This is a genomic window from Flavisolibacter ginsengisoli DSM 18119 (assembly GCF_900129295.1).
Lineage (GTDB): Bacteria > Bacteroidota > Bacteroidia > Chitinophagales > Chitinophagaceae > Flavisolibacter > Flavisolibacter ginsengisoli.
In genome coordinates, this window is the sequence record NZ_FQUU01000009.1 from 172,173 (window position 1) to 192,914 (window position 20,742).

Below are 20,742 nucleotides of genomic sequence, written 5' to 3' on the forward strand. Positions count from 1 at the left end.
GCCGAATGCAGTCGTCCAATATTTATTCTGATTTCCAACACACTCTGGCATCTGAGGCTAAGATCAGCGGTGTAGGCATCCATACAGGTCAAATGGTGGAAATGACCCTGAAGCCTGCTGATCCCAATACAGGTATTGTATTCAAAAGAGTTGACCTTCCCAACAGTCCAACAGTTAAGGCAGATGTAGATAATGTGGTGGATACCACCAGAAGCACCATTATTGAAGCTAACGGGGCAAGAGTTGGCACTATTGAACATTTAATGGCAGCCCTTGCTGGCAATATGGTTGATAATGTGCTTATAGAGATCAATGGCAACGAGGTTCCTATTTTGGACGGCAGTTCCCAGCCATTTGTGCAGGTGATCAGGCAGGCTGGGGTGCAACAACAAGAGGCTCCCAAAATCTATTATAACCTTCAACACAACATCAGTTTTTCCGATGACAGGAAGAAGGTGGAGATGGTAGCCTTGCCCTATAATGAATTTCGTATCAATACATTAATTGATTTCAATTCACCTGTTTTAGGCACCCAGCATGCTTCATTGAAAAACCTGTCTGAATTTGATGAACAAATAGCTCCATGCCGCACATTTTGTTTTTTCCACGAGTTGGAATACCTCCTGGAAAACAACCTCATTAAGGGCGGCGATATCAATAATGCTATCGTAGTAGTTGACAAACCTGTAAGCGAGGAGGATGTAAAAAGAATAGCTAAGGTATTTAAGAAAGAAAATGTAAAGGTTAGTGAAGGTGGTTTGTTAAACAACCTTGACCTACGCTTTCCCAATGAACCAGCCAGGCATAAATTACTGGATGTGATAGGAGACCTGGCATTGGTAGGGTATCCATTTAAAGCACATATTATTGCCAACAGACCTGGTCATTCCAGCAATATAGAGTTTGCCAGGAAGATCAAGGAACATATTAAAAAGTACAAACACCGCCAACAGTTTCCTCAATACGATCCTTCCAAACCGCCCTTGTATGATATACATGCTATTGAGAAGAAATTACCGCACAGGTATCCCTTCCTGTTAATTGATAAGGTCATTGAACTAACTGAGAAATACGTGGTAGCAGTAAAGAATGTTACCTATAATGAGCCTTACTTCCAGGGTCACTTTCCCGGAAACTGCGTGATGCCTGGCGTATTACAGGTAGAAGCGCTGGCACAGACAGGTGGTATACTCACCATACCTGATGATCCGGATAACGATTATGATACTTACTTTTTAAAAATAGACAGCTGTAAATTCAAACAAAAAGTTGTTCCGGGTGATACCTTACTCCTTAAAATGGAATTAATGAACCCAGTGCGCCGTGGTATTTGTGAAATGAAAGGGACTATTTTTGTTGGCGATAAAATCGCAGCAGAAGCAGAAATGGTTGCTCAAATTGTAAAGAAACCTAAAGTAAGAGTATGATTTCTCCCCTGGCCTCGATCCATCCGAATGCAAAACTGGGCAACAATGTTATTATAGATCCATTTGCGGTCATTCATGACCAGGTGACAATTGGCGATGGTACACATATCATGTCTCATGCTGTAATTATGCAGCATAGCATTATTGGCAGAAACTGTCGCATTTTTCCAGGGGCTGTCATCGGTGGCATTCCCCAGGACCTTAAATTCAAAGGAGAAGAAACAACAGCCGAAATTGGAGATAATACTACCATTAGGGAATGTGTGACTGTAAACCGTGGTACAAAAGATAAATGGAAGACCACCGTTGGAAGTAATTGCCTTTTAATGGCATATGCGCATGTGGCTCACGATTGTACGGTTGGAGATCATGTTATCCTTGCCAATTGCGTTCAACTGGCAGGCCATGTGGAAATAGGGGAATACGCTATTATTGGAGGATTGGCAGGAGCCCACCAGTTTACCCGGATTGGTGCGCATACTTATGTGGCTGGACATACAGTAATCCGTAAAGATGTTCCTCCCTATGTAAAAGCTGCGAGAGAACCCATGAGCTATATGGGATTGAATATAGTTGGATTGCAAAGACGAGGGTTTGCACAAGAAAAGATAGATACCATTTCGCAGATATACCATTTACTCTTTGTAGGTAATCATAGCACTACAACAGCCCTTGAAATGATAGAGAACAAAGTGCCTGATAATGAAACCAGGGCTGAAATCCTCCGGTTTATCAAGGAATCTAAAATAGGGATCATAAAGCGCTACTCAAAAAATGGCGTTGATGAAGATTAAGCTTTCCAATGCAGGCAAACGCTTTAACCGGGAATGGATCTTTCGTTATGCCAACCTGGAATTTATTTCAGGTTCGGGATATGCCATAACCGGCCATAATGGATCCGGGAAATCCACCTTGCTCCAATGCCTCGGAGGGATGCTGCAGGTAAGCGAAGGTTCCATTGAACATTTTAGAGATAACAAAATTCTACCTCCCGAAGAAACATATATCAGCACGTCATTTTGTGCACCTTACCTTGATGTGATAGAAGAAATGACGCTTGTGGAATTCCTGGAATTCCATAACATGTTTAAAGCTTTTATCGAAAGTTGTTCAATCCAGGATATCATTGAACGCATTGGCCTGAAAGGATCGGGCCACAAGCAGATAAGATATTACTCTTCGGGCATGAAACAAAGAGTAAAACTGGCCCAGGCTATTTTTTTTGATACTCCAATTGTTCTGCTTGATGAACCTTGCAGCAACCTTGATACAAAAGGTATTGAATTATATCATTCACTGGTAGAGGAGCACTGCAGCAATAGACTGGTAGTGGTTTGTTCCAATGATCCGGTGGAATATAGCTTCTGCCAACAGGTTATTGCAATCACAGATCACAAGCTTCCCCTGCATCAAATCACCATGTAGCAATCTAATTTAGTGCATGGCCTCAGATAAATCAATCTTTTTCCCTTTGTTGCTTTTCACCATCAATACAAATGGTATACATATAAGGAACATTAGCCCAAGGCCTAAAAACACATCCATATAAGAAAGCACTGCGGCCTGTTTCATAATATTGTATTCTAAAGCTTTGTATGCCGATTTCAGTGCTACATCCGGTGTCATACCCTTTGATATAAACGCATGCTGCATACCTGATACCCTTTGTTGCACATCAAGGTCATTGATATTCAAATGACTCACAAGATCGTTTCTGTGAACCTCATTTTTGCGGGCCAGGTAGGTGGTAATAGCCGCAACACCAAATGAACCACCCAGTTGGCGCATCATACCAGTAAATGCAGCTCCCTGGCCTATTTGCTGGCCTTTAAGTGTGGATAAGGCAAGTGTTGTAACAGGAATAAATAACATACCCATTCCCAAACCGCGGACGATCAACATCCAGAAGAATGCGTGCGAATCCGTATCAGGCGTAAGTATTTTATATCCCCAAAAGCTATAGATAAAGAATATAAGCATACCCAATGCAACCAGGTATTGTTGTTTCACTCCCTTCTGAAGCATCTGCCCGATGATAGGCATCATAAAAGCAGTGGTCAATGCAGAAGGGATCATCAGCATACCAGCTTGTTGCGCAGTCCACCCAAGCGTGGCCTGTGTATACAAAGGAATAATAAAAGTGGAACCATATAAACCAAAGCCCATGATAAAAGATAATATGGTTCCTACCCTGAGGTTACCATTCTGTAGTACCCTTAATTCTACAATAGGCTTTCTGAAACTCAATTCCCGCCAGATGAAAAAGAACAACCCGAAAACAGCCGTAACGGTCAACAGTATAATGGTTCCGCTGCTGAACCAGTCATCATCATGTCCTTTTTCCAACACATACTGCAATGAACCAACGGCTGTTGCCAGCAATGCTATACCCCACCAGTCCACATCTTTAGCCTTACTTTTTTCTGCATACTTGGGACTGCGCACAAATTGAAGGGTGAGCAAAGTGGCTATGATACCAATAGGAATATTGATGTAAAATATATAGGGCCAGGAGAAATTGTCAACAATATAACCACCAAGCGGAGGTCCAAGAGTTGGACCAATAATCACTCCCATACCATAGATGGCTTGTGCCATACCTCTTTTCTCAGGAGGATAGCTTTCCGTAATGATAGTTTGTGATGTAACTAATAACGCACCTCCTCCTATACCCTGCAGGAAACGGAAAGCCACCAACTCCCATATTCCTGTTGCATTACCACAGAGGAATGAACAGAAAGTAAATAGCATAATGGAAGCTGCAAAGTAATTTCTCCGCCCAAACTGTTGCGATAACCAGCTTGTCATGGGTACAACGATCACATTACCTATTGCATAAGCTGTGATCACCCATCCTACCTCGGTCATGGTTGTACCAAGGTTTCCTTTCATATCATTAAGGGCCACATTGACAATGGTTGTATCCACTATTTCCAACAAGGCACAAACGATGGCCGTGATGGTGATGATCACCCTTCTTGCGCCATACTCAACCAAAGAAGCTTGCTGCTGCATAATATTAATTCCATCCCCTTACGGGGTCTATAACCGGTCTCTTAATTAAAAAAAAGAGGCCTAATTGAAATAATAATGATCTTCTATCAACTTTCTACATCTCAATCCAGGTGCACATCCACCACTGCGTTCATACCTGCCCTTAATTGTTTCAGGTCAGCATCATTGGGATTGGTGAACTCAATCTTTACAGGTAATCGCTGAACAACTTTTACAAAATTGCCTGATGCATTATCCGGAGGCAAAAGTGCAAAGCTGGAACCTGTGGCTGGTGAGAATGATGTAAGCTTTGCTTCAAAATCATGATCCGGGAAAGCATCTATATGAACTGTTACCTTCTGCCCGATCTTCATTTTATCAAACTGGGTTTCTTTGAAATTGGCAACTACCCAAAGATCATTGTTCAATACAATACTAAATAAGGATTGTCCTGCCTGTACAAACTGCCCCGGCTGTATATTGATCTTAGATACAAGTCCATCCGCAGCGGCTGTGATAACAGCATAAGAAAGATTAAGCTTGGCGTCTTCTACATCTACCTGGCGCTGCTTAATAATAGAACTGGCTACACCTATCTGGGAAGAGGTGGCATTGCTTTGAGTGGCTACAGCATTTGTTTGTTGCGCTGCCTGGTTCTTCTGTTGCTGCAATACCTGCAGCTGGCGTTCTGCTGTCTGTTTAGCAGCAAGTGCTTGTTCATATTGCTGTTGTGTAACAGAATGATCTTTCACCAGGTTTGCGTACCTGTCAAAATCCTGCGAAGCACGCCACACATTGACCCTGGCTGTTTCTATTTGAGCGTCGATAGTTGAAACTGAAGCTCTTGAAGTAGCAATGTTAGCAGATGCAGCATTTGTAGATGCCCTTGCAGCACCAAGGTTGCTTTGTGCTGTTTGCAAAGCCGCTTCAGCCTGGTCTACTTTTATTTTCAGATCCCTGTCATCCAGGATCACTAATGTATCACCCTTCTTTACATGTTGATTGTCTGAAACACGAACTTCCTTTACATAACCTGAAACCCTTGGTATAACAGGACTTATATTAGCCTCTACATGTGCGTCATCAGTTTCTTCATGATGTTTTCCATGGACGTATTTAGTGATACCAAACCAGGCACCAACCAATACCAACAGCACCAGAATAATTAAAAAAGTCTTGTTGGACTTTTTAGGTTCCTTAATCTTTTGTGTCGTTTGATTCGTTTCTATAACTTTTGTTTCCATAAATCTTTATTGTCAGTTTCTGTTTATTTCGTTTCAGTATTTTGAAGAAGCCCTGCAGCCTGCAAAAGTTTATCATAAGCAACAACTGCATCAGATTTGGCAAAAGCGTAATTCAGTTTCGCCTGCAATTGCGCTACATCCGCATCTAATAGTTCTGTTGTTGTAGCAAGGGCATTCTGATATTTATTGTTTATAATTCTGTAATTCTCAGTAGCCTGGTCTATGGCATTTTGCAATACATCTATCCTTTTCTGCGCCAGTAAGTAATTCTGGTAAGCACGGTTAACCTCCAGGCGTATAGCATCTCCCAACAACTCTTCACTGGCAGCGATCTGCTTCTCCCTGGCTTGCGCCTGTTGCACCTTAGCCTTATTTTTCCATAGAGAAGAAATGCTATACTGAACACCTAAACCAATATTCACCGCGTTGGTAACGGTCAAAACACCAGGCACATTCAAAGCTACATACCCCCCACTTAAGGCAAGTCCCGGGTACTTCTCTCCCTCAGTGGCCTTCACAGCTGTTGCAGCTGCTTTTTTACGATACGAAACTGCAGAAAGGTCTTTTCGGTTCTGCAATCCTAACTGAACGTATTCGGCCACCTGTTTTAATTCTCTAGGTGCCTGGAAAGCTGCAGTATCAAGTTGTAATTCTGTATTTTCCGGAAGACCCAGCATCAGGTCCATATTTATGTTGGCTAGTTGCCAGTTGTTCTGTGCATCCAGTAGTGAAAGTTCTGTGTTCGAAACCTGTAATTCTGATTTCAGCAATTCATTCCTTGGCAGTAAGCCATTCTTCTCCAGGTTTCTGAATTGTCCCGCTCTTTCCCTGGCTGATTGCAGACTTGAATCTACCAGTTCTACCGCTGCATATGCTTTGTACAAATTATTATAAGCATCAATGGTATTTAGTATGATTTCTTCCTGGTCATTCTCAGCATCAAGTTTGGCAGCCTGTTCCAGGTACCGTGCCGATTCAATACCATATTTTATTCTGAAACCTGAAAATATTGGCAGGGAAACATTGGCAATGCCATACATAGCCTGGCTGGGTTTAGGACTTTCAGTTGTTGTAGCAGGCGTTCCACCCGAATTATCTTTTTTAGTTTTAAGATCAACATTAGGGCTGTTCAGTCTGAGGTAAGAACCACTTACACTGGCATCAGGTAACTTTCTTTCAACTGCTTCTTTTAAAGCTGCTGTTGCTTCTTCGATCTTTGCCTGGCTGGATTTCAGTTGTTTGCTGTTCTTTAAACTAAGATTAATAGCTTCCTGTAAGCTGAGTGTTTTTTGCTGCTGTGCAAAAACACCAGACGCAAACAGTGTAAAGAATAAACACCCCACCGCTGTCATCAATCTTCTATGCTTCATACGTTAATATTGCTTTAAATAGGTTTTTTAAATAAGCACTGAGCTTTTTCTTAATGTGTTTTTCAAACTCCTCGTTCTTCATTTCCTGGAGGTTATTAAGCGCTCTATAATATTTTTGGCTGGTCAATAATTGACTTGTGGTGCCTACCAAAGTCATCATAAGGAAAGGAACGTCCAATCCCTTTTTAAAATCACCTTTTCGTTGACCTTCATGTATCAATTGCTTAAAGAGTGCCTGGTTAGTAGCTTTTAATTGGGTGATCTGCTCGGCAATAGGTCCTGTATTATCAACCATCTGCTCCCTGAGCATTACTTTATGGAAACACTGTTTATTGAATATTCTTTCTATGTATTCATCTATCAGCTTATCTACCTTTTGTAATGGTGTCAAATTGCTGTTTAGCAATATGCTTTCTAATTTCAGCCGCATAAAATCACCACGGTAACGGAACATGGCCTCCATCAGCTTTTCCTTCGAGCCAAAATAGTAGGAGATCATAGCCAGATTCACACCGGCCGCTTCAGCAATATCCCTCACCGACGTCCCGGAAAAACCATTGTCAGCAAAGAGTTTCTCTGCCGCATCCATAATAGCTATTTGCTTGTCATTATATTCCATTGATCTCTTTTGGAGGCGCAAAACTAAACAAACGTTTAATTAAATCAAACATTTGTTTAAATATTTTAAGAAAATAGTAATGGGGAATAATACCAAAAGCAGACCAACCACTTATTGCTGAGCGGTTTCAATGAAAATATTAAAGAAGAAAAATATTATCGCTGGCTGGCTATGAGCAGGTTGAGGTCAGTATATTTTAAATTGAAGCGTTCGCTTAAGTAGAAGTTTGTCAAGGCCCCTTTAAACATATAAATACCACTTCTAAGGTGTATCTGGTGCCAGACCATATGCTCAAAACCTCCATCCTCCCCTGCTTGTAGCAAAAGAGGCATCAATACATTACTAATGGCTTGTGAAGCAGTACGTGCAAATCCGGAAGGAATATTCGGAACGCAATAATGAATTACACCATATCTAAGGTAAATGGGATTCTCATGCGATGTGATCTCTGAAGTTTCAAAACATCCGCCCCTGTCAATACTTACATCTATAACTACACTCCCGGTGCGCATGCTGCTCACCATTTCTTCTGTCACTACTATGGGCGTTCGGCCAGTTTCTGATGACAAAGCGCCTACTGCCACTTCGCAGGTCTTTAATTGCTTGGCCAACATTCGTGGTTCAATAACGGATGTCCATAATCGTTGACCGATATTATTCTGCAATCGTTTTAAGCGGTATACACTGTTGTCAAATACTTTCACTGATGCTCCCAATGCCAATGCTGCACGTGCAGCAAACTCACCTACTATGCCCGCTCCAATAATGATCACTTTTGTTGGCGCTATGCCGGATATTCCTCCTAACAAAACTCCTTTACCATGGTTGGCTGAACTCAAATATTGAGCGGCTATCAACATGGCTGCACTTCCAGCTATCTCGCTCATACTTCTTACAATAGGATAACTGCCACTGTCATCTTTTAAATTCTCAAATGAGATGGCTGTGATCCTCTTCTCCATCATTTTCTGAAGCAACTCTGCTTTAAGAACACTTAAATGTATGGGAGAAATGATCAATTGGCTATGCTGTAATAAAGGAAGGTCTTCGTCAATTACAGGTGCGCTTTTAACCAATATAGGGGCTTTGTATACCTCCTCGCGGTTATAAGAAATGCGTGCACCTGCTTCACTATAGTCTTTATCAGCAAAATGGGCTGCTTCGCCGGCATTGTGTTCAATAGTAACCTGATGTCCGTTACTGATCAATACACTTACCGCATCAGGCGTTAGTGCAATGCGGTTTTCCTGGAATGCTATTTCCTTGGGAATACCAATGTGCAAACGAGCTCCTTTGGGTTTTATATCCAGTGTTTCTTCTAAGGTTTCATAACTGAAGGAAGTGCTTACAAATGGTTTTTGTTGGGACATAAAAGCCAATAACTATAATTTGGTTTGACAAATTACGACAGTTCTTCCAAACTACCGGAAGGCAATAGCAGTTTTACAATTCTTTCTTCCTGGCTGGATAATGAAATATAAACATGAACAACTGAATCATCCAACAAATGAGGTGCCTTTTCAGGCCATTCAATAAAACAAATTTCATTACTGTAAATGCAATCTTCAACCCCTGCCTGGATGATCTCCTGTTCATCTTTCAAACGGTAAAGATCCATGTGGTATATAAGCTTTTCTTGCCCGTTTTCAGGGTATACATATTCGTTAATGATCGAAAAAGTAGGACTCCCCATAACATCCCTGACACCTTTACTCCTGCACAGGGCTTCAATTATGGTGGTTTTTCCTGCACCCATTTCTCCATGAAATGCAAATACCTTTCTATCTTTTGCCATCTCCCAGAATTGTGCAGCAAAATCATTCAGACCTTCAAAAGACACATGAAACTCCATTATGCAAACCTAATAAAAACACATTTCTTAATGCATGTTGTATGCAATACCTGGCTACAGATGCTCAAAACAGTTGCTGTTTTAATTCCTTCTTTAAACTTTAACATGCCGATGCAACAAAGTTGAAAAGATAGAGATTGCCCTTGTTTGAAGCACAACAAATGCTGAACTAACTTTGCACCAGAATAAATTTGCTACAGGAATGGAAAAGGTTCAATGGAAAGTGGCTGGAATGACATGTGCTAATTGCGCACTCACAGTCAATAAGTATTTGCAGCAACAAGGAGCAAAAGCGGTTGTTGTAAATCCTATTGATGGCGATGTGTCATTCGAATTGATGGAGAATAAGCCACTACAGCAAATAGCCAAAGGTGTTGAATCTTTAGGCTATAGGGTAGAGGGAAATGGTTTCACCCCTGCAAAACACAAGGCATTCCTTTCCACCAATATGCACAGGTTCTGGTTCTGCCTTCCTTTTACTATCCTTCTTATGCTGCATATGATACCCGGTGTTCATATTCATTTTTTAATGAATCCCTGGATCCAACTGGCCCTTGCACTTCCTGTATTTGTAGTAGGTATGCAATTCTTTGGCAGATCTGCCATTAAAAGCATTCGCAATGGTGTTCCCAACATGAATGTTTTGATTGCGATAGGTTCTGCTGCAGCATTTATTTATAGCCTTGCAGGCACATTGTTCAACCTGGGTCCCGCTTATTTATTTTTTGAAACCACTGCAACTATCATTACACTGGTATTCCTTGGCAATTACCTGGAAGAAGCCTCCATACACTCAACCCAGCGGGCGTTAAAGGGATTGGTAAAATCGCAAAAAGTGATGGCTAATATGATTGCTTTTGATGGTGATCATAAAGAAATTGTTTTCCCGGTTGAAAATACCCAACTGCGTACAGGAGACCTGGTGTTGATCAAAACCGGTGAACAGGTACCGGCAGATTGCAAGATATTATGGGGCGAAGCCCAGGTAAATGAAGCTATCCTTACCGGGGAAAGCATTCCCTTGTACAAAAAACCAAAGGATCTTATCATTGGTGGAAGCATTGTAGAAGATGGAAACCTGAAAGCCCAGGTAACTGCTGCGGGCAATGATTCTGTTCTATCCCATATACTTGAATTGGTGAAGAAAGCACAGGGAGAAAAACCTCCCATGCAACAACTCGTTGATAGGATAAGCGCCATTTTTGTACCAGTAGTATTAGCTATAGCAGTGCTAACTCTGATCGTCAACTGGATCATTCTAAAAGAATTCACTCCATCCCTTTTGCGCAGCATTGCAGTGCTGGTCATTGCCTGCCCCTGCGCCATGGGTCTTGCCACTCCTGCCGCTATTGCTGTTGGCCTGGGAAGAGGAGCCCGCAACGGGATATTATTTCGAAATGCCAAAAGCCTTGAATTATTTAAGAATATCAAACAAGTGGTATTTGACAAAACCGGGACATTAACCACGGGCAAATTCCAGGTAGACCAATGGAATGTTGATACGAATATATTCACTGAAGAAGCCTTCAAAAGAATTGTGTTCTCCATGGAAAAGTATTCCAACCATCCCCTCGCTAAAAGCATAGTGGAAGAATGGAAAACCACCGATCCGATTCACTGGAAGAATATCCGTGAGATCAAAGGCAAAGGCATGGTGGCAGAGGACAAGAATGGAGATCAATTTATACTTGGCTCTTATGACCTGGTTAAAGGTTTGACTACAGATGACACCCATAATATCTACCTGTTGTTCAATGATACACTGGCTGGGTGGATTGATTTGAAAGACCAATTAAGACCTGAAGCAGCAGAAGTGGTAAGTTACCTGCATAACAGAGGTATAAAAACAGTCTTGCTAAGCGGTGATAGGTATGAGAAAACTAAAAAGCTGGGTGATAGTCTTTCTATTGATACCGTAATAGCCCAGCAAACGCCAGAACAAAAACTTACCACCATTGAGGAACTTTCTGCCAAAACTCCTACTGTCATGGTAGGTGATGGCATAAATGACGCTCCGGCCCTGGCAAAAGCTACTATTGGTATCTCCATGAGCGATGCCTCCCAGTTAGCCATGCAAAGTGCCCAGGTAGTATTGATCAACCATGGGCTTCAAAAATTGCCTACTGCTTTAGGATTGGGCAAACATACTTTTAGAACCATCAAACAGAATCTTTTTTGGGCGTTTTCTTACAACATCGTTGCCATCCCGGTGGCTGCAATAGGTTTGCTGGGACATTATGGACCCACCTATGGTGCCTTAATCATGGCTGTTAGCGATGTGGTATTAGCTGCTAATTCTGTAAGGTTGTTTGTAAAAAAGCTGGATTGAAGGCTTTTTAATTAGGTATACAGGAAATATAAAAAGCACGGCAAAATCCCCATGCTTTTAAATACTGCATATATTATTTACTTTCACATGGCAACCAGCTAATCCGAATGCCCATTCAACCAGCATACAAGACCCTTGACGTCTATTACCTATCCAAAAGATTGGTGGTTGCCTGTTATGAATTAACTCACGACCTTCCACCGGAAGAAAAAACAAACCTGGTACAATACATCAGGAATGCAGGAGTGACAGTACATCTTAATATTGCCCAGGGAGGCTTTTTCAAAAAAAAGAAGAAAAGGAAACAATTCATCAAAACAGTAAAGAATGCCCTTGTAGTATTAGATACTGCCGTACAGGTGCTTATTGAAGTAAAACTGGTACCCACCGAAAAAGCAAGTGAACTCAGGGAGCTTGCCAGTGCCTGCTATACCTTCTTTGATGACTTGAAAAAACAGAAATGATTAGTATTGTTGCATTTCATGAGTGAAATGCTTTCTATTTTAGAACAATACTGGGGCTATAAAGCATTTCGGCCTTTACAGGAAGAAATTATTCAATCTATTCTTTCCGGGAAAGATACATTGGCTGTACTACCAACTGGTGGTGGTAAATCTCTCTGTTTCCAGGTTCCTGCCATGGCCACAGATGGAATATGCCTGGTCATATCACCATTGATCGCTTTAATGAAAGACCAGGTGGAAAACCTGAAAAAAAGAAATATTCCTGCCCTGCTCATCCACTCGGGTATGCAAAGAGCTGATGTGATACAAACACTTCAGAATGCTAAACATAACTACTTTAAATTCCTATATGTTTCTCCCGAACGCCTGGAAACCTCCTTATTCAAAGAATACCTGCCTTCTATTGATGTGAGCCTGGTAGCGGTGGATGAAGCGCATTGCATATCACAATGGGGTTATGACTTCAGGCCATCTTATTTACGCATTGCAGAACTAAGAAAAGAGCTTCCCGGTGTACCCGTTCTGGCGCTTACAGCGTCAGCTACGGAGGTAGTTCAAAAAGATATTTGTGAAAGACTGGCCAAACCAGCCTTAATTAATTCAAAGGCTAGTGTAAAAGATGGCTGGCATGTTTACCGCCAATCATTTGAAAGAAAGAACCTGGCTTACAGTGCTTTTAAAGTTGATTCCAAGGTGGCCAAACTGGTAGATATTTTAAAAAAGGTACAGGGAACCTCGATCGTTTATTGCAAAAGCCGTAAACGTACCCAGGAAATAGCCAACCTGCTGCAAATGCATGGTATTGCAGCCACAAACTATCATGCAGGTTTAAAATCAGAAGATAGATCCAAAAGGCAACTTGACTGGATCAACAATAAAACAAGGGTCATCGTATGCACCAATGCTTTTGGTATGGGCATAGATAAACCTGATGTGAGGACCGTAGTCCATTTGGACACGCCTGATTGTTTAGAAAATTATTACCAGGAAGCCGGGCGTGCAGGCAGGGACGGCAAAAAAGCCTTCCCCGTGTTGTTATATGATTCAAGAGACCTGGAAGAACTGGCAGTTTTACACCTGGTACGCTATCCCAGTTTAGAACAGATCAGGTCCATCTACCACGCCTTGTGTAATTACCTGCAAATACCCGTTAATACAGGCCAGGATAAGAGCTATACGTTTCACTTTGATGCATTCATCCGCAATTTCAAATTGAATAGCAACACCGCTTTGTATGCTTTAAAAGCGCTGGAAAGTGATGGCTGGCTTGATTTCAATGAAAAGAATTTTGCACCGGCGACCCTGGTTTTTACTACTTCAAAGAAAGGCTTATATGAATTTCACAAAAGCCACCCCGAACTTGAAGAAATACTAACCTCCTTACTACGCACCTATGAGGGCATATTTGATTTTCCGGGCTTTATATCTGAGTTATTGATCGCCAAACTGCTGAAGAAAGATGAGGCAGAAATAAAAAAGCAATTAAAGACCATTGCTGCCTTTGGCATCATTCAATACATACCTCAAAACACAGAGCCTCAAATAATATTCAGGAAAAACCGGGTAGCTGCAGAAGACCTGTCATTCAACTTGATGCTTTATTATAAAAGGAGAGACATCTTTATTGAAAGGGCAAACAAAATGATAGCTTACTCCACAACTTCTGTATGCCGCAGTAAAACCATCAGCATTTATTTTGGAGATCAAAATGCCAGGGACTGTGGGGTTTGCGACAATTGTCTTCAACAGAAAAAGTCAGGTTTATCAGCCAAAGAATTGGAATCCATTGCAGCATTAATACTTCAAAATCTAACCGTTCAGCCATTAGCAGCAGAAGAATTATTTTACCTGCTCAAGGGCATTCCAAAAGAAAAAGCCTGGAGAGTGATTGATTTTCTCCAGGCCGAAAAAAGAATATCATCTAATGAAAAAGGTATGCTCATTTTAAGCTGACCTTTCTGATAAACTAAAATAAACTTTTGCGACTACGTGAACTGCCAAGACCCAGTACTCCTAATAAGGATCGGGTAATCATGGTTGCTGCTGTCCTGCCTGCACTGCGCACTATGGGGTTATCCAGGAAGCTTTTCTCTTTAGGTGCGGCTTTTTCTGCTTTCGCCTTTTGCTGCAGTTGATCAATCTCCTGTGAGCGTTGCTGGGCCTCCTCTATTTTTTTATTTAATATCTCGTAGGCACTTTCTGAATCCACCGGTGTATTATACTTAGTGACCAATTTAGAACTCATCACAATATTCTGCACTTCAGCATCAGTCAATATGTCCATCCGGCTTTGAGGAGCTCTCAACATTACATGTACCAGGGGCGTTGGTATGCCTTTCTCATTCAACATGGTAACAAAGGCTTCTCCAATACCCATTTGCGTCAGCAATTGGTCCACATCATAGTATTGCGTTTCAGGGTAGTTTTCTGCCGTTTGTTTAATAGATTTCCTGTCAGCAGCCGTAAATGCTCTTAAAGCATGCTGCACCTTTAAGCCTAATTGAGCTAAAACAGATGCTGGAACATCCATTGGGTTCTGGGTGCAAAAGAATACACCAATGCCCTTTGAACGGATGAGCTTTACAATGTTTTCTATCTCCTGCAACAACACTTCAGAAGCATCATTAAAGATCAGGTGGGCCTCATCTATGAAAATAACAAGCTTTGGTTTGTCAAGGTCACCTTCTTCGGGTGATGTAGCATATAATTCTGCTAATAACTGGAGCATGAAAGTGGAGAACAACTTTGGCCTGTCCTGCAGCTCGGTAACCCTTAAAATTGATATTATGCCCCTTCCGTCACCTGAAATACGCATAAGGTCGTCCACATCAAAGCTCTTTTCCCCAAAGAAAGCGTCAGCTCCCTGCTGCTGCAGCTCTATTACTTTTCGTAAGATGGTACCGGTAGAGGTGGTTGAGATCTTACCATAGGCTTTCTCAATGTCTGCTTTTCCTTCTGCAGTTACATATTGCAGCACTTTAATAAAATCCTTAAGATCCAGCAGGGGTAATTTATTATCATCGCAATATTTAAAAATAAGCGCTACCACACCCCCCTGTGTATCATTCAAGCCCAGTATCTTACTTAAAAGCACGGGGCCGAACTCGCTTACAGTGGCTCTTAATTTAACCCCGGGCTTATCGCTAAGTGTCAGCAATTCAACAGGATAGCCCTGGGGCTTATACTCAACTCCAAGCGTTTTTGATCGCTCGGTTATTTTATCATTGACGCTGCCTGGCGCAGCTATACCGCTCAGGTCACCCTTAATATCCAGTAACAAAACCGGCACACTGGCATCACTCAAGCCCTCGCTGATCAACTGGAGGGTCTTGGTCTTTCCTGTACCCGTTGCCCCGGCTATCAACCCATGACGGTTCATGGTTTTTAAGGGCAACAACACATCTGCACCCTCTATTACCTTGCCATCAAGCATGGCTCTTCCTATCTTAATAGCTTCACCTTTAAAGCTGTATCCACTGGTTACTGATGCTAAAAATTCTTCTTTATTTGGCATACCTGAAAGTAATGAAAATAATCACAAGGTGAATAAAGGTGCATTAGTTATGCCTTCTGATGCTGGCAAAGGAATTAGATGGACCGTAATTCCCGCAAAAAGAATCGTAATTCTACGAATTAGGATACAAAGGTCTTTGAGTTAGATTTGTATAGATGACCTTTTCCACTACTATATTGTGTATGGATGACGATGTTGATGACCTGGCATTTATACGCGAAGCCATAAAAAACCATAGTACCCCCTTTACTGTAGTAGAAGCAAAAAACGGGGAAGAAGGGATTGCCTGGCTATCGCATGCAAAAACAATAGGTGTACTGCCATGCCTCATCATTATGGACATAAATATGCCAAAAATGGATGGGCGTCGTGCCATCCAGATCATTAAAGAGGATAAAGAAATAAGCAGGATACCCCTGGTAGTGTTTACAACTTCCTCAAGCACACTTGACAAGCGGTATTTCGAACTGTACCAGGTAGAATATATTACCAAACCCAATCAATACCAGGCATTTACCAACAAGGTTTATGAAATGCTTTCCCATGTGACAGCCGGCTAATAAAAGCCTTTGAAATGCCCCCATAATTAATTTTTGGAAGGATATTTGAATAGACAGGGCAAATCAATAGCCGTGTATAATCAAAAAATACTCCTGCTGGATGATAATAAAGACCTGTTACAGATCGTACAGATCATTTTAAAAGGGCAAGGATATGATACTGTTCTAGCTTCTCGTATAGAAGAAGCTGTACAAAAGATCAAGATCCATAAGCCAGCACTGATCCTGATGGATGTCTTTATTTCTGACCAGGATGGCCGTGAATTCTGCAATCAATTGAAACATGATGATGAAACATCTAATATCAGGGTCATTATGATGTCGGGTTATGATAATTCTTTAGGCCTCATGTCACAGGTAGGTGCTGATGATTTCATGCAAAAACCATTTGATTATACCGACCTGCTAAGCCGGGTTCAGAAACAAATGTGGTATTCAAACCAGGCTATAGCATAATGAACAAGGCTACAGCTCCTCTTCCCTCTCCAACATCAGTATAGCACTTTGCGGCACTATAAAGTATTTATCTCCCCCATACATGATCTCGGTAGCCCCACTTAATAAGAAAATGGCGAGGTCTCCTTCCCTTGCCTGTAAAGGCACATATTTCACCTGGTCTTCATGAGCTTTCCATGATTCTTCCTCCTGCAACATTGGTATTGCATAGCCGGGCCCGATTTTTATTATATATCCCTGTTGTACTTTTTCTCTTTCCTGCACACCTGGCGGAAGGTATAAACCTGTTTCAGTGCGTTCATTCGGACGTGTAGGACGAATCAGTACACGATCACCTATGATGATCAGTTTTTTTAATTTGTTGTCTTGTGTGATCTGCATATCAAATTTCTTCCATGCAAAAATAAACAGGCATAGGGACAAATTTGTTAAGAGTAAAGCAACTAATCATAAAACGCGTATGAGCAAATGCGTTAACTTTATTTCTCAATCAAAAACCCATTAGTCATGGAAGGAAAAAAAGCTAAGATTTTATTATGCGAAGATGATCCAAACCTGGGAAGTGTTCTTAAGAATTACCTTGAGCTGAATGATTATAATGTAACCCTGGAAAGAGATGGCCGTCTTGGATTGGCTGCTTTTCAGCGCGAACAATTCGAACTTTGCCTGCTTGATGTTATGATGCCTAATATGGATGGCTTTACTTTAGCCGAAGAGATCCGTGATATCAATCCTGATGTTCCTCTTTTCTTCCTGAGTGCAAAGACCATGAAAGAAGACATCATCCAGGGATATAAACTGGGCGCTGATGATTATATCACCAAGCCCTTTGACAGTGAAGTATTACTGCATAAAATAAAAGCCATACTAAAGCGTAATGAAGAGCTGAACAGGGAATCTGAGAATAAAGAATTTGATCTTTCTTCTTATCATTTCAACCCTAAGCTTCGTGAATTGTCGCACGATGGCAAAACACAAACCCTTTCTCCAAAAGAAAATGAATTGCTTAAAATGCTTTGCGAGCATATGAATGATCTTTTACCTAGAGAGCAGGCATTAAAACGCATTTGGGGAAGTGACACTTATTTCAATGGTCGCAGTATGGATGTGTACATTGCCAAATTGCGCAAGTACCTTAAAGATGATCCGAAGATCGAGATCGTTAACATCCATGGTAATGGCTTCAGGCTTGTAGTGCAGGAGTGATCTGGAATTAAAAAGGAACTATAGAAGGATTGATAAGTATCAATCCTTTTTTTGTTTCCCTTCAGTTCCTACATAAGGGGATGTTTTCTCATCCATCCACTCTTCCAATTGAGTGAAGGCGCTAACAAAGCTTTCAAAACGGTTTTTTGTATCCGGCCATTTTATTTTGTGCTCGTACATTTTGTAATACACATTTTCATAAGCCAGCCTGCAATCAATACTATCATAAAAGCAGTTCTTCCATTCCGGAAACAGATTTTGGTAGTACTCCAGTTGGATACCATTGCCATACATCTTAAAAAGGCTTGGCGTACTACCAATGTCCAGAACTTCTACCTTGTTCTTCACCCCCATGGAAAAGTATTGTTTCCAGTAAGTAAAATGATTCTTCATCCTTTTCCTCAGCTGTTCATCCGTTTCTCGTTTCAAAGGTTTTATACGCCAAAGATTATTGCTTACGGAAAACGGGTTCTCAGCCTGGGAGAGAAAATTATTTGGCAGCCCCTTAAAACGGTAGATGGTTCTCTTGAATTTATTGGTACATACCAGTTCCTCATCATCAACTTTTTTCACCTGCAATTCCAGCATATCCTTTTTCCTGTTTACCAGTATCAGCATTTGATCCTTAAAGAACCATTTACCTGTTTCATACACAGGAAAATACGAGGAATAGGTACCATCGGCCTGCAGATCTATAAAATTCCCTGTACTGAAATGACTGTCAACTGCAAAACCAGGTTCAATGCCTGCATTATCCCCTGCGTTTTGGTTAGGGGCATCATTGAATATCCAGGCTTTTACCAACACGTCTTTCTTTGGCGTACAGGAAAAAAGGATGCCTGTTGTCACCAACAGGCATAGCATTATTTGCTTCATAATAGTTTGTCAAACAGTGATGAATCCATTTCAGTATTAAACATTGAAAAGTGAGGGTCCATAAGATCCCGGCATGGCTTTTCCTAAATGCTCATAGGCTTTAGGTGTGGCTTCCCTTCCCCTTGGAGTGCGTTTGATAAATCCTTCCTGGATCAGGAATGGCTCATAAACCTCCTCCAGGGTCCCGGCTTCCTCTCCCACCGAAGTGGCAATGGTAGTGATGCCAACGGGTCCTCCTTTAAATTTGTCTATGATAGCCGACAGTATACGGTTGTCCATATGGTCAAGACCATGTTCATCCACATTGAGCGCCTTCAGGGCATGCTGGGTAATGCCAATATCTATCTGCCCGTCATTCAATACCTGTGCAAAATCCCTCACCCTGCGCAACAGGCCATTGGCTATACGTGGAGTGCCCCGGCTGCGCCTGGATATTTCTGCCGCAGCTTCATTGGTTATTTCCACATTCAATATATGCGCAGCCCTCAGAATGATCTTCCTTAAAGTTTCAGCCGTATAATACTCCAGCCTTGATTTAATAGCAAATCTTGATAACAAGGGAGCTGATAATAAACCACTGCGGGTAGTAGCACCTATTAGGGTAAAAGGATTCAGGTTGATCTGGATGCTCCTCGCATTCGGACCACTATCGATCATGATATCAATCTTATAATCTTCCATGGCAGAATACAGGTATTCCTCCACCACGGTACTTAACCTGTGAATCTCATCAATAAATAATACATCATTCGGCTCAAGGTTGGTAAGTAATCCTGCAAGATCCCCCGGCTTTTCAATCACCGGCCCGGAGGTTTCCTTGATATTCACCCCTAATTCATTGGCCACGATCCTTGAAAGTGTGGTCTTACCCAAACCCGGGGGTCCATGAAACAGTACATGGTCCAGGGCCTCCCCTCTTATCTTGGCAGCTTTGATAAAAATCACCAGGTTCTCGATCACCTGGCTTTGCCCGGCAAAATCATTGATCTCCCGGGGCCGGATGCCATTTTCAAACTCTTTATCCGCTGATGTTAGTTGATTTTTGTCACCTTGTAAATTAGGATTGGACATGCTGTAAATGTACTGATTTTGAACAGCAAAGCCTGTTAACGAACTCTTTTAATGAACTTCATTTCATTAGCCGAAACTACCTTATTCATTACCTGGAACATATTATAATTGCCCTTGTCAATGACCATAAAAGCGTTTCAGGGCGTTCACCAAATGACCCTTTTATCAAACCTTCTGGCTCCGGCGAAGGCCGGGAAATCAACCGTCTCAGCCAGGTACGACTTAATTATTAACCTGTCAACTTTTTTTGGAATAACATTAAAAACTGACAACCTATTTTGGAATTATATAGTTCCAAAGGAAAGGCTATTATGTAACGCCTATGTGCCGCCTTTGTACCGCCTTTGTGCCGCCTCTGCAACGGCTCTTTAAAGAGGCGGCACATCGCCGTTATATAGCCATACGAAACTGGTCTCTGAGATATGTGTAGTTCCAAAATAGGTTGACACTTTTTAATGTTATTCCAATAATGGTTGTCATTTTAGCAGGTACACCATTTTTGGTTTACACTTTATTCCAGAATAAGTTTACAGTAGTTAATAATTAAGTTAGATAATTTTGTTTAGCAAGCCAAGCGGAGTGCAGCTCTGCTGGGGAGCATCTGCACAAGGAATAGCTTGCTCCGATAGCATAGTACCAACTTTTTGTTTAAGGAGGTTGGTACTTTTTTATTATGCGTTCGGTATATGCCTTAAAAAACCCAATACGCTTATAAATAAAGCCAGTTACCATCTTCTTATAAGTTTGCCACTGCCCTGGT

19 protein-coding genes are annotated in these 20,742 nt (G+C 41.6%); 9 read left to right on the plus strand and 10 right to left on the minus strand.

The window, feature by feature from the left end; genetic code table 11:
* Positions 1–5 precede the first annotated feature (5 nt).
* From BUA53_RS12030 to BUA53_RS12040, 3 genes are read left to right on the plus strand one after another with little or no spacing between them, the layout of a single operon-like run.
* A complete protein-coding gene (locus BUA53_RS12030; RefSeq protein WP_175546068.1) occupies positions 6–1,427 on the plus strand; it encodes a bifunctional UDP-3-O-[3-hydroxymyristoyl] N-acetylglucosamine deacetylase/3-hydroxyacyl-ACP dehydratase in 1,422 nt (473 codons plus the stop codon).
* Positions 1,424–2,221: an acyl-ACP--UDP-N-acetylglucosamine O-acyltransferase gene (gene lpxA, locus BUA53_RS12035; RefSeq protein ID WP_072835609.1), complete on the plus strand. Its 798-nt coding sequence runs from the start codon at positions 1,424–1,426 to the stop codon at positions 2,219–2,221. The genes BUA53_RS12030 and lpxA overlap by 4 nt, the downstream gene beginning before the upstream one ends.
* Positions 2,211–2,852 carry an ABC transporter ATP-binding protein gene (locus tag BUA53_RS12040; RefSeq protein ID WP_072835610.1) on the plus strand — a complete coding sequence of 214 codons (642 nt, stop codon included), beginning with the start codon at positions 2,211–2,213 and terminating at the stop codon, positions 2,850–2,852. Before lpxA ends, BUA53_RS12040 begins: the two co-directional genes overlap by 11 nt.
* Before the next feature lie 9 nt (positions 2,853–2,861).
* Here BUA53_RS12040 and BUA53_RS12045 read toward each other — a convergent pair whose 3' ends face one another.
* The 6 genes from BUA53_RS12045 to tsaE form a co-directional block, all read right to left on the minus strand.
* Positions 2,862–4,442: a DHA2 family efflux MFS transporter permease subunit gene (locus tag BUA53_RS12045; RefSeq protein ID WP_072835611.1), complete on the minus strand. Its 1,581-nt coding sequence runs from the start codon at positions 4,440–4,442 to the stop codon at positions 2,862–2,864.
* A gap of 101 nt (positions 4,443–4,543) precedes the next feature.
* Entirely contained in the window at positions 4,544–5,665 is a 1,122-nt protein-coding gene (locus BUA53_RS12050) for an HlyD family secretion protein (RefSeq protein WP_072835612.1), read from the minus strand.
* Between the two features lie 23 nt (positions 5,666–5,688).
* Positions 5,689–7,035, minus strand: coding sequence for a TolC family protein (locus BUA53_RS12055; protein WP_072835613.1), 1,347 nt, complete (start codon positions 7,033–7,035; stop codon positions 5,689–5,691).
* Positions 7,025–7,654, minus strand: a complete 630-nt coding sequence (locus BUA53_RS12060) for a TetR family transcriptional regulator (RefSeq protein WP_072835614.1) — start codon at positions 7,652–7,654, stop codon at positions 7,025–7,027. Before BUA53_RS12060 ends, BUA53_RS12055 begins: the two co-directional genes overlap by 11 nt.
* Positions 7,655–7,809: 155 nt before the next feature.
* Positions 7,810–9,024 carry an alanine dehydrogenase gene (locus BUA53_RS12065; RefSeq protein ID WP_072835615.1) on the minus strand — a complete coding sequence of 405 codons (1,215 nt, stop codon included), beginning with the start codon at positions 9,022–9,024 and terminating at the stop codon, positions 7,810–7,812.
* Between the two features lie 32 nt (positions 9,025–9,056).
* Positions 9,057–9,506, minus strand: coding sequence for a tRNA (adenosine(37)-N6)-threonylcarbamoyltransferase complex ATPase subunit type 1 TsaE (gene tsaE, locus BUA53_RS12070; protein WP_072835616.1), 450 nt, complete (start codon positions 9,504–9,506; stop codon positions 9,057–9,059).
* A 202-nt stretch (positions 9,507–9,708) separates the two neighbouring features.
* Between tsaE and BUA53_RS12075 the strand changes: the two genes are divergently transcribed.
* The 3 genes from BUA53_RS12075 to BUA53_RS12085 all read left to right on the plus strand — a co-directional run bounded on the left by BUA53_RS12075 (position 9,709) and on the right by BUA53_RS12085 (position 14,252).
* Entirely contained in the window at positions 9,709–11,835 is a 2,127-nt protein-coding gene (locus BUA53_RS12075) for a heavy metal translocating P-type ATPase (protein ID WP_072835652.1), read from the plus strand.
* 107 nt (positions 11,836–11,942) lie between these two features.
* Positions 11,943–12,299 (plus strand): four helix bundle protein, encoded by a 357-nt coding sequence (locus tag BUA53_RS12080; protein ID WP_072835617.1) that lies wholly within the window; start codon positions 11,943–11,945, stop codon positions 12,297–12,299.
* An 18-nt stretch (positions 12,300–12,317) separates the two neighbouring features.
* Positions 12,318–14,252 (plus strand): RecQ family ATP-dependent DNA helicase, encoded by a 1,935-nt coding sequence (locus tag BUA53_RS12085; RefSeq protein ID WP_072835618.1) that lies wholly within the window; start codon positions 12,318–12,320, stop codon positions 14,250–14,252.
* A 13-nt stretch (positions 14,253–14,265) separates the two neighbouring features.
* On the opposite strand, the gene BUA53_RS12090 is transcribed toward BUA53_RS12085, so the two are convergent.
* The gene (locus BUA53_RS12090) at positions 14,266–15,813 is read right to left on the minus strand and encodes a helicase HerA-like domain-containing protein (RefSeq protein WP_072835619.1); all 1,548 of its coding nucleotides are present in this window, start codon (positions 15,811–15,813) and stop codon (positions 14,266–14,268) included.
* A gap of 182 nt (positions 15,814–15,995) precedes the next feature.
* Here BUA53_RS12090 and BUA53_RS12095 point away from each other — a divergent pair, with 182 nt between their 5' ends.
* Positions 15,996–16,373, plus strand: coding sequence for a response regulator (locus tag BUA53_RS12095; protein ID WP_175546069.1), 378 nt, complete (start codon positions 15,996–15,998; stop codon positions 16,371–16,373).
* Positions 16,374–16,445: 72 nt separating this feature from the next.
* Positions 16,446–16,829 carry a response regulator gene (locus BUA53_RS12100; protein ID WP_175546070.1) on the plus strand — a complete coding sequence of 128 codons (384 nt, stop codon included), beginning with the start codon at positions 16,446–16,448 and terminating at the stop codon, positions 16,827–16,829.
* Positions 16,830–16,838: 9 nt separating this feature from the next.
* Here BUA53_RS12100 and BUA53_RS12105 read toward each other — a convergent pair whose 3' ends face one another.
* Complete coding sequence (locus tag BUA53_RS12105; protein WP_072835653.1) at positions 16,839–17,210, minus strand: co-chaperone GroES; 372 nt, start codon at positions 17,208–17,210, stop codon at positions 16,839–16,841.
* A gap of 126 nt (positions 17,211–17,336) precedes the next feature.
* Here BUA53_RS12105 and BUA53_RS12110 point away from each other — a divergent pair, with 126 nt between their 5' ends.
* Positions 17,337–18,035, plus strand: a complete 699-nt coding sequence (locus tag BUA53_RS12110; protein WP_072835622.1) for a response regulator transcription factor — start codon at positions 17,337–17,339, stop codon at positions 18,033–18,035.
* Positions 18,036–18,074: 39 nt separating this feature from the next.
* Here BUA53_RS12110 and BUA53_RS12115 read toward each other — a convergent pair whose 3' ends face one another.
* Both BUA53_RS12115 and ruvB read right to left on the minus strand, forming a co-directional pair.
* Positions 18,075–18,911 (minus strand): hypothetical protein, encoded by an 837-nt coding sequence (locus BUA53_RS12115; RefSeq protein ID WP_072835623.1) that lies wholly within the window; start codon positions 18,909–18,911, stop codon positions 18,075–18,077.
* 36 nt (positions 18,912–18,947) lie between these two features.
* Positions 18,948–19,982 carry a Holliday junction branch migration DNA helicase RuvB gene (gene ruvB, locus BUA53_RS12120; protein ID WP_072835624.1) on the minus strand — a complete coding sequence of 345 codons (1,035 nt, stop codon included), beginning with the start codon at positions 19,980–19,982 and terminating at the stop codon, positions 18,948–18,950.
* Positions 19,983–20,742 lie beyond the last annotated feature (760 nt).

What these genes read in the sequence shown, in the direction of transcription:
- BUA53_RS12085 (WP_072835618.1), top strand. Translation starts at nt 12,318, where the DNA reads ATGAGTGAAATGCTTTCTATTTTAGAACAATACTGGGGCTATAAAGCA.
- BUA53_RS12090 (WP_072835619.1), bottom strand. Translation starts at nt 15,813, where the DNA reads ATGCCAAATAAAGAAGAATTTTTAGCATCAGTAACCAGTGGATACAGC.
- BUA53_RS12095 (WP_175546069.1), top strand. Translation starts at nt 15,996, where the DNA reads ATGGATGACGATGTTGATGACCTGGCATTTATACGCGAAGCCATAAAA.
- BUA53_RS12110 (WP_072835622.1), top strand. Translation starts at nt 17,337, where the DNA reads ATGGAAGGAAAAAAAGCTAAGATTTTATTATGCGAAGATGATCCAAAC.
- tsaE (WP_072835616.1), bottom strand. Translation starts at nt 9,506, where the DNA reads ATGGAGTTTCATGTGTCTTTTGAAGGTCTGAATGATTTTGCTGCACAA.
- BUA53_RS12115 (WP_072835623.1), bottom strand. Translation starts at nt 18,911, where the DNA reads ATGAAGCAAATAATGCTATGCCTGTTGGTGACAACAGGCATCCTTTTT.
- BUA53_RS12030 (WP_175546068.1), top strand. Translation starts at nt 6, where the DNA reads ATGCAGTCGTCCAATATTTATTCTGATTTCCAACACACTCTGGCATCT.
- BUA53_RS12040 (WP_072835610.1), top strand. Translation starts at nt 2,211, where the DNA reads ATGAAGATTAAGCTTTCCAATGCAGGCAAACGCTTTAACCGGGAATGG.
- ruvB (WP_072835624.1), bottom strand. Translation starts at nt 19,982, where the DNA reads ATGTCCAATCCTAATTTACAAGGTGACAAAAATCAACTAACATCAGCG.
- BUA53_RS12055 (WP_072835613.1), bottom strand. Translation starts at nt 7,035, where the DNA reads ATGAAGCATAGAAGATTGATGACAGCGGTGGGGTGTTTATTCTTTACA.
- BUA53_RS12065 (WP_072835615.1), bottom strand. Translation starts at nt 9,024, where the DNA reads ATGTCCCAACAAAAACCATTTGTAAGCACTTCCTTCAGTTATGAAACC.
- BUA53_RS12105 (WP_072835653.1), bottom strand. Translation starts at nt 17,210, where the DNA reads ATGCAGATCACACAAGACAACAAATTAAAAAAACTGATCATCATAGGT.
- BUA53_RS12050 (WP_072835612.1), bottom strand. Translation starts at nt 5,665, where the DNA reads ATGGAAACAAAAGTTATAGAAACGAATCAAACGACACAAAAGATTAAG.
- BUA53_RS12075 (WP_072835652.1), top strand. Translation starts at nt 9,709, where the DNA reads ATGGAAAAGGTTCAATGGAAAGTGGCTGGAATGACATGTGCTAATTGC.
- BUA53_RS12045 (WP_072835611.1), bottom strand. Translation starts at nt 4,442, where the DNA reads ATGCAGCAGCAAGCTTCTTTGGTTGAGTATGGCGCAAGAAGGGTGATC.
- BUA53_RS12080 (WP_072835617.1), top strand. Translation starts at nt 11,943, where the DNA reads ATGCCCATTCAACCAGCATACAAGACCCTTGACGTCTATTACCTATCC.
- lpxA (WP_072835609.1), top strand. Translation starts at nt 1,424, where the DNA reads ATGATTTCTCCCCTGGCCTCGATCCATCCGAATGCAAAACTGGGCAAC.
- BUA53_RS12060 (WP_072835614.1), bottom strand. Translation starts at nt 7,654, where the DNA reads ATGGAATATAATGACAAGCAAATAGCTATTATGGATGCGGCAGAGAAA.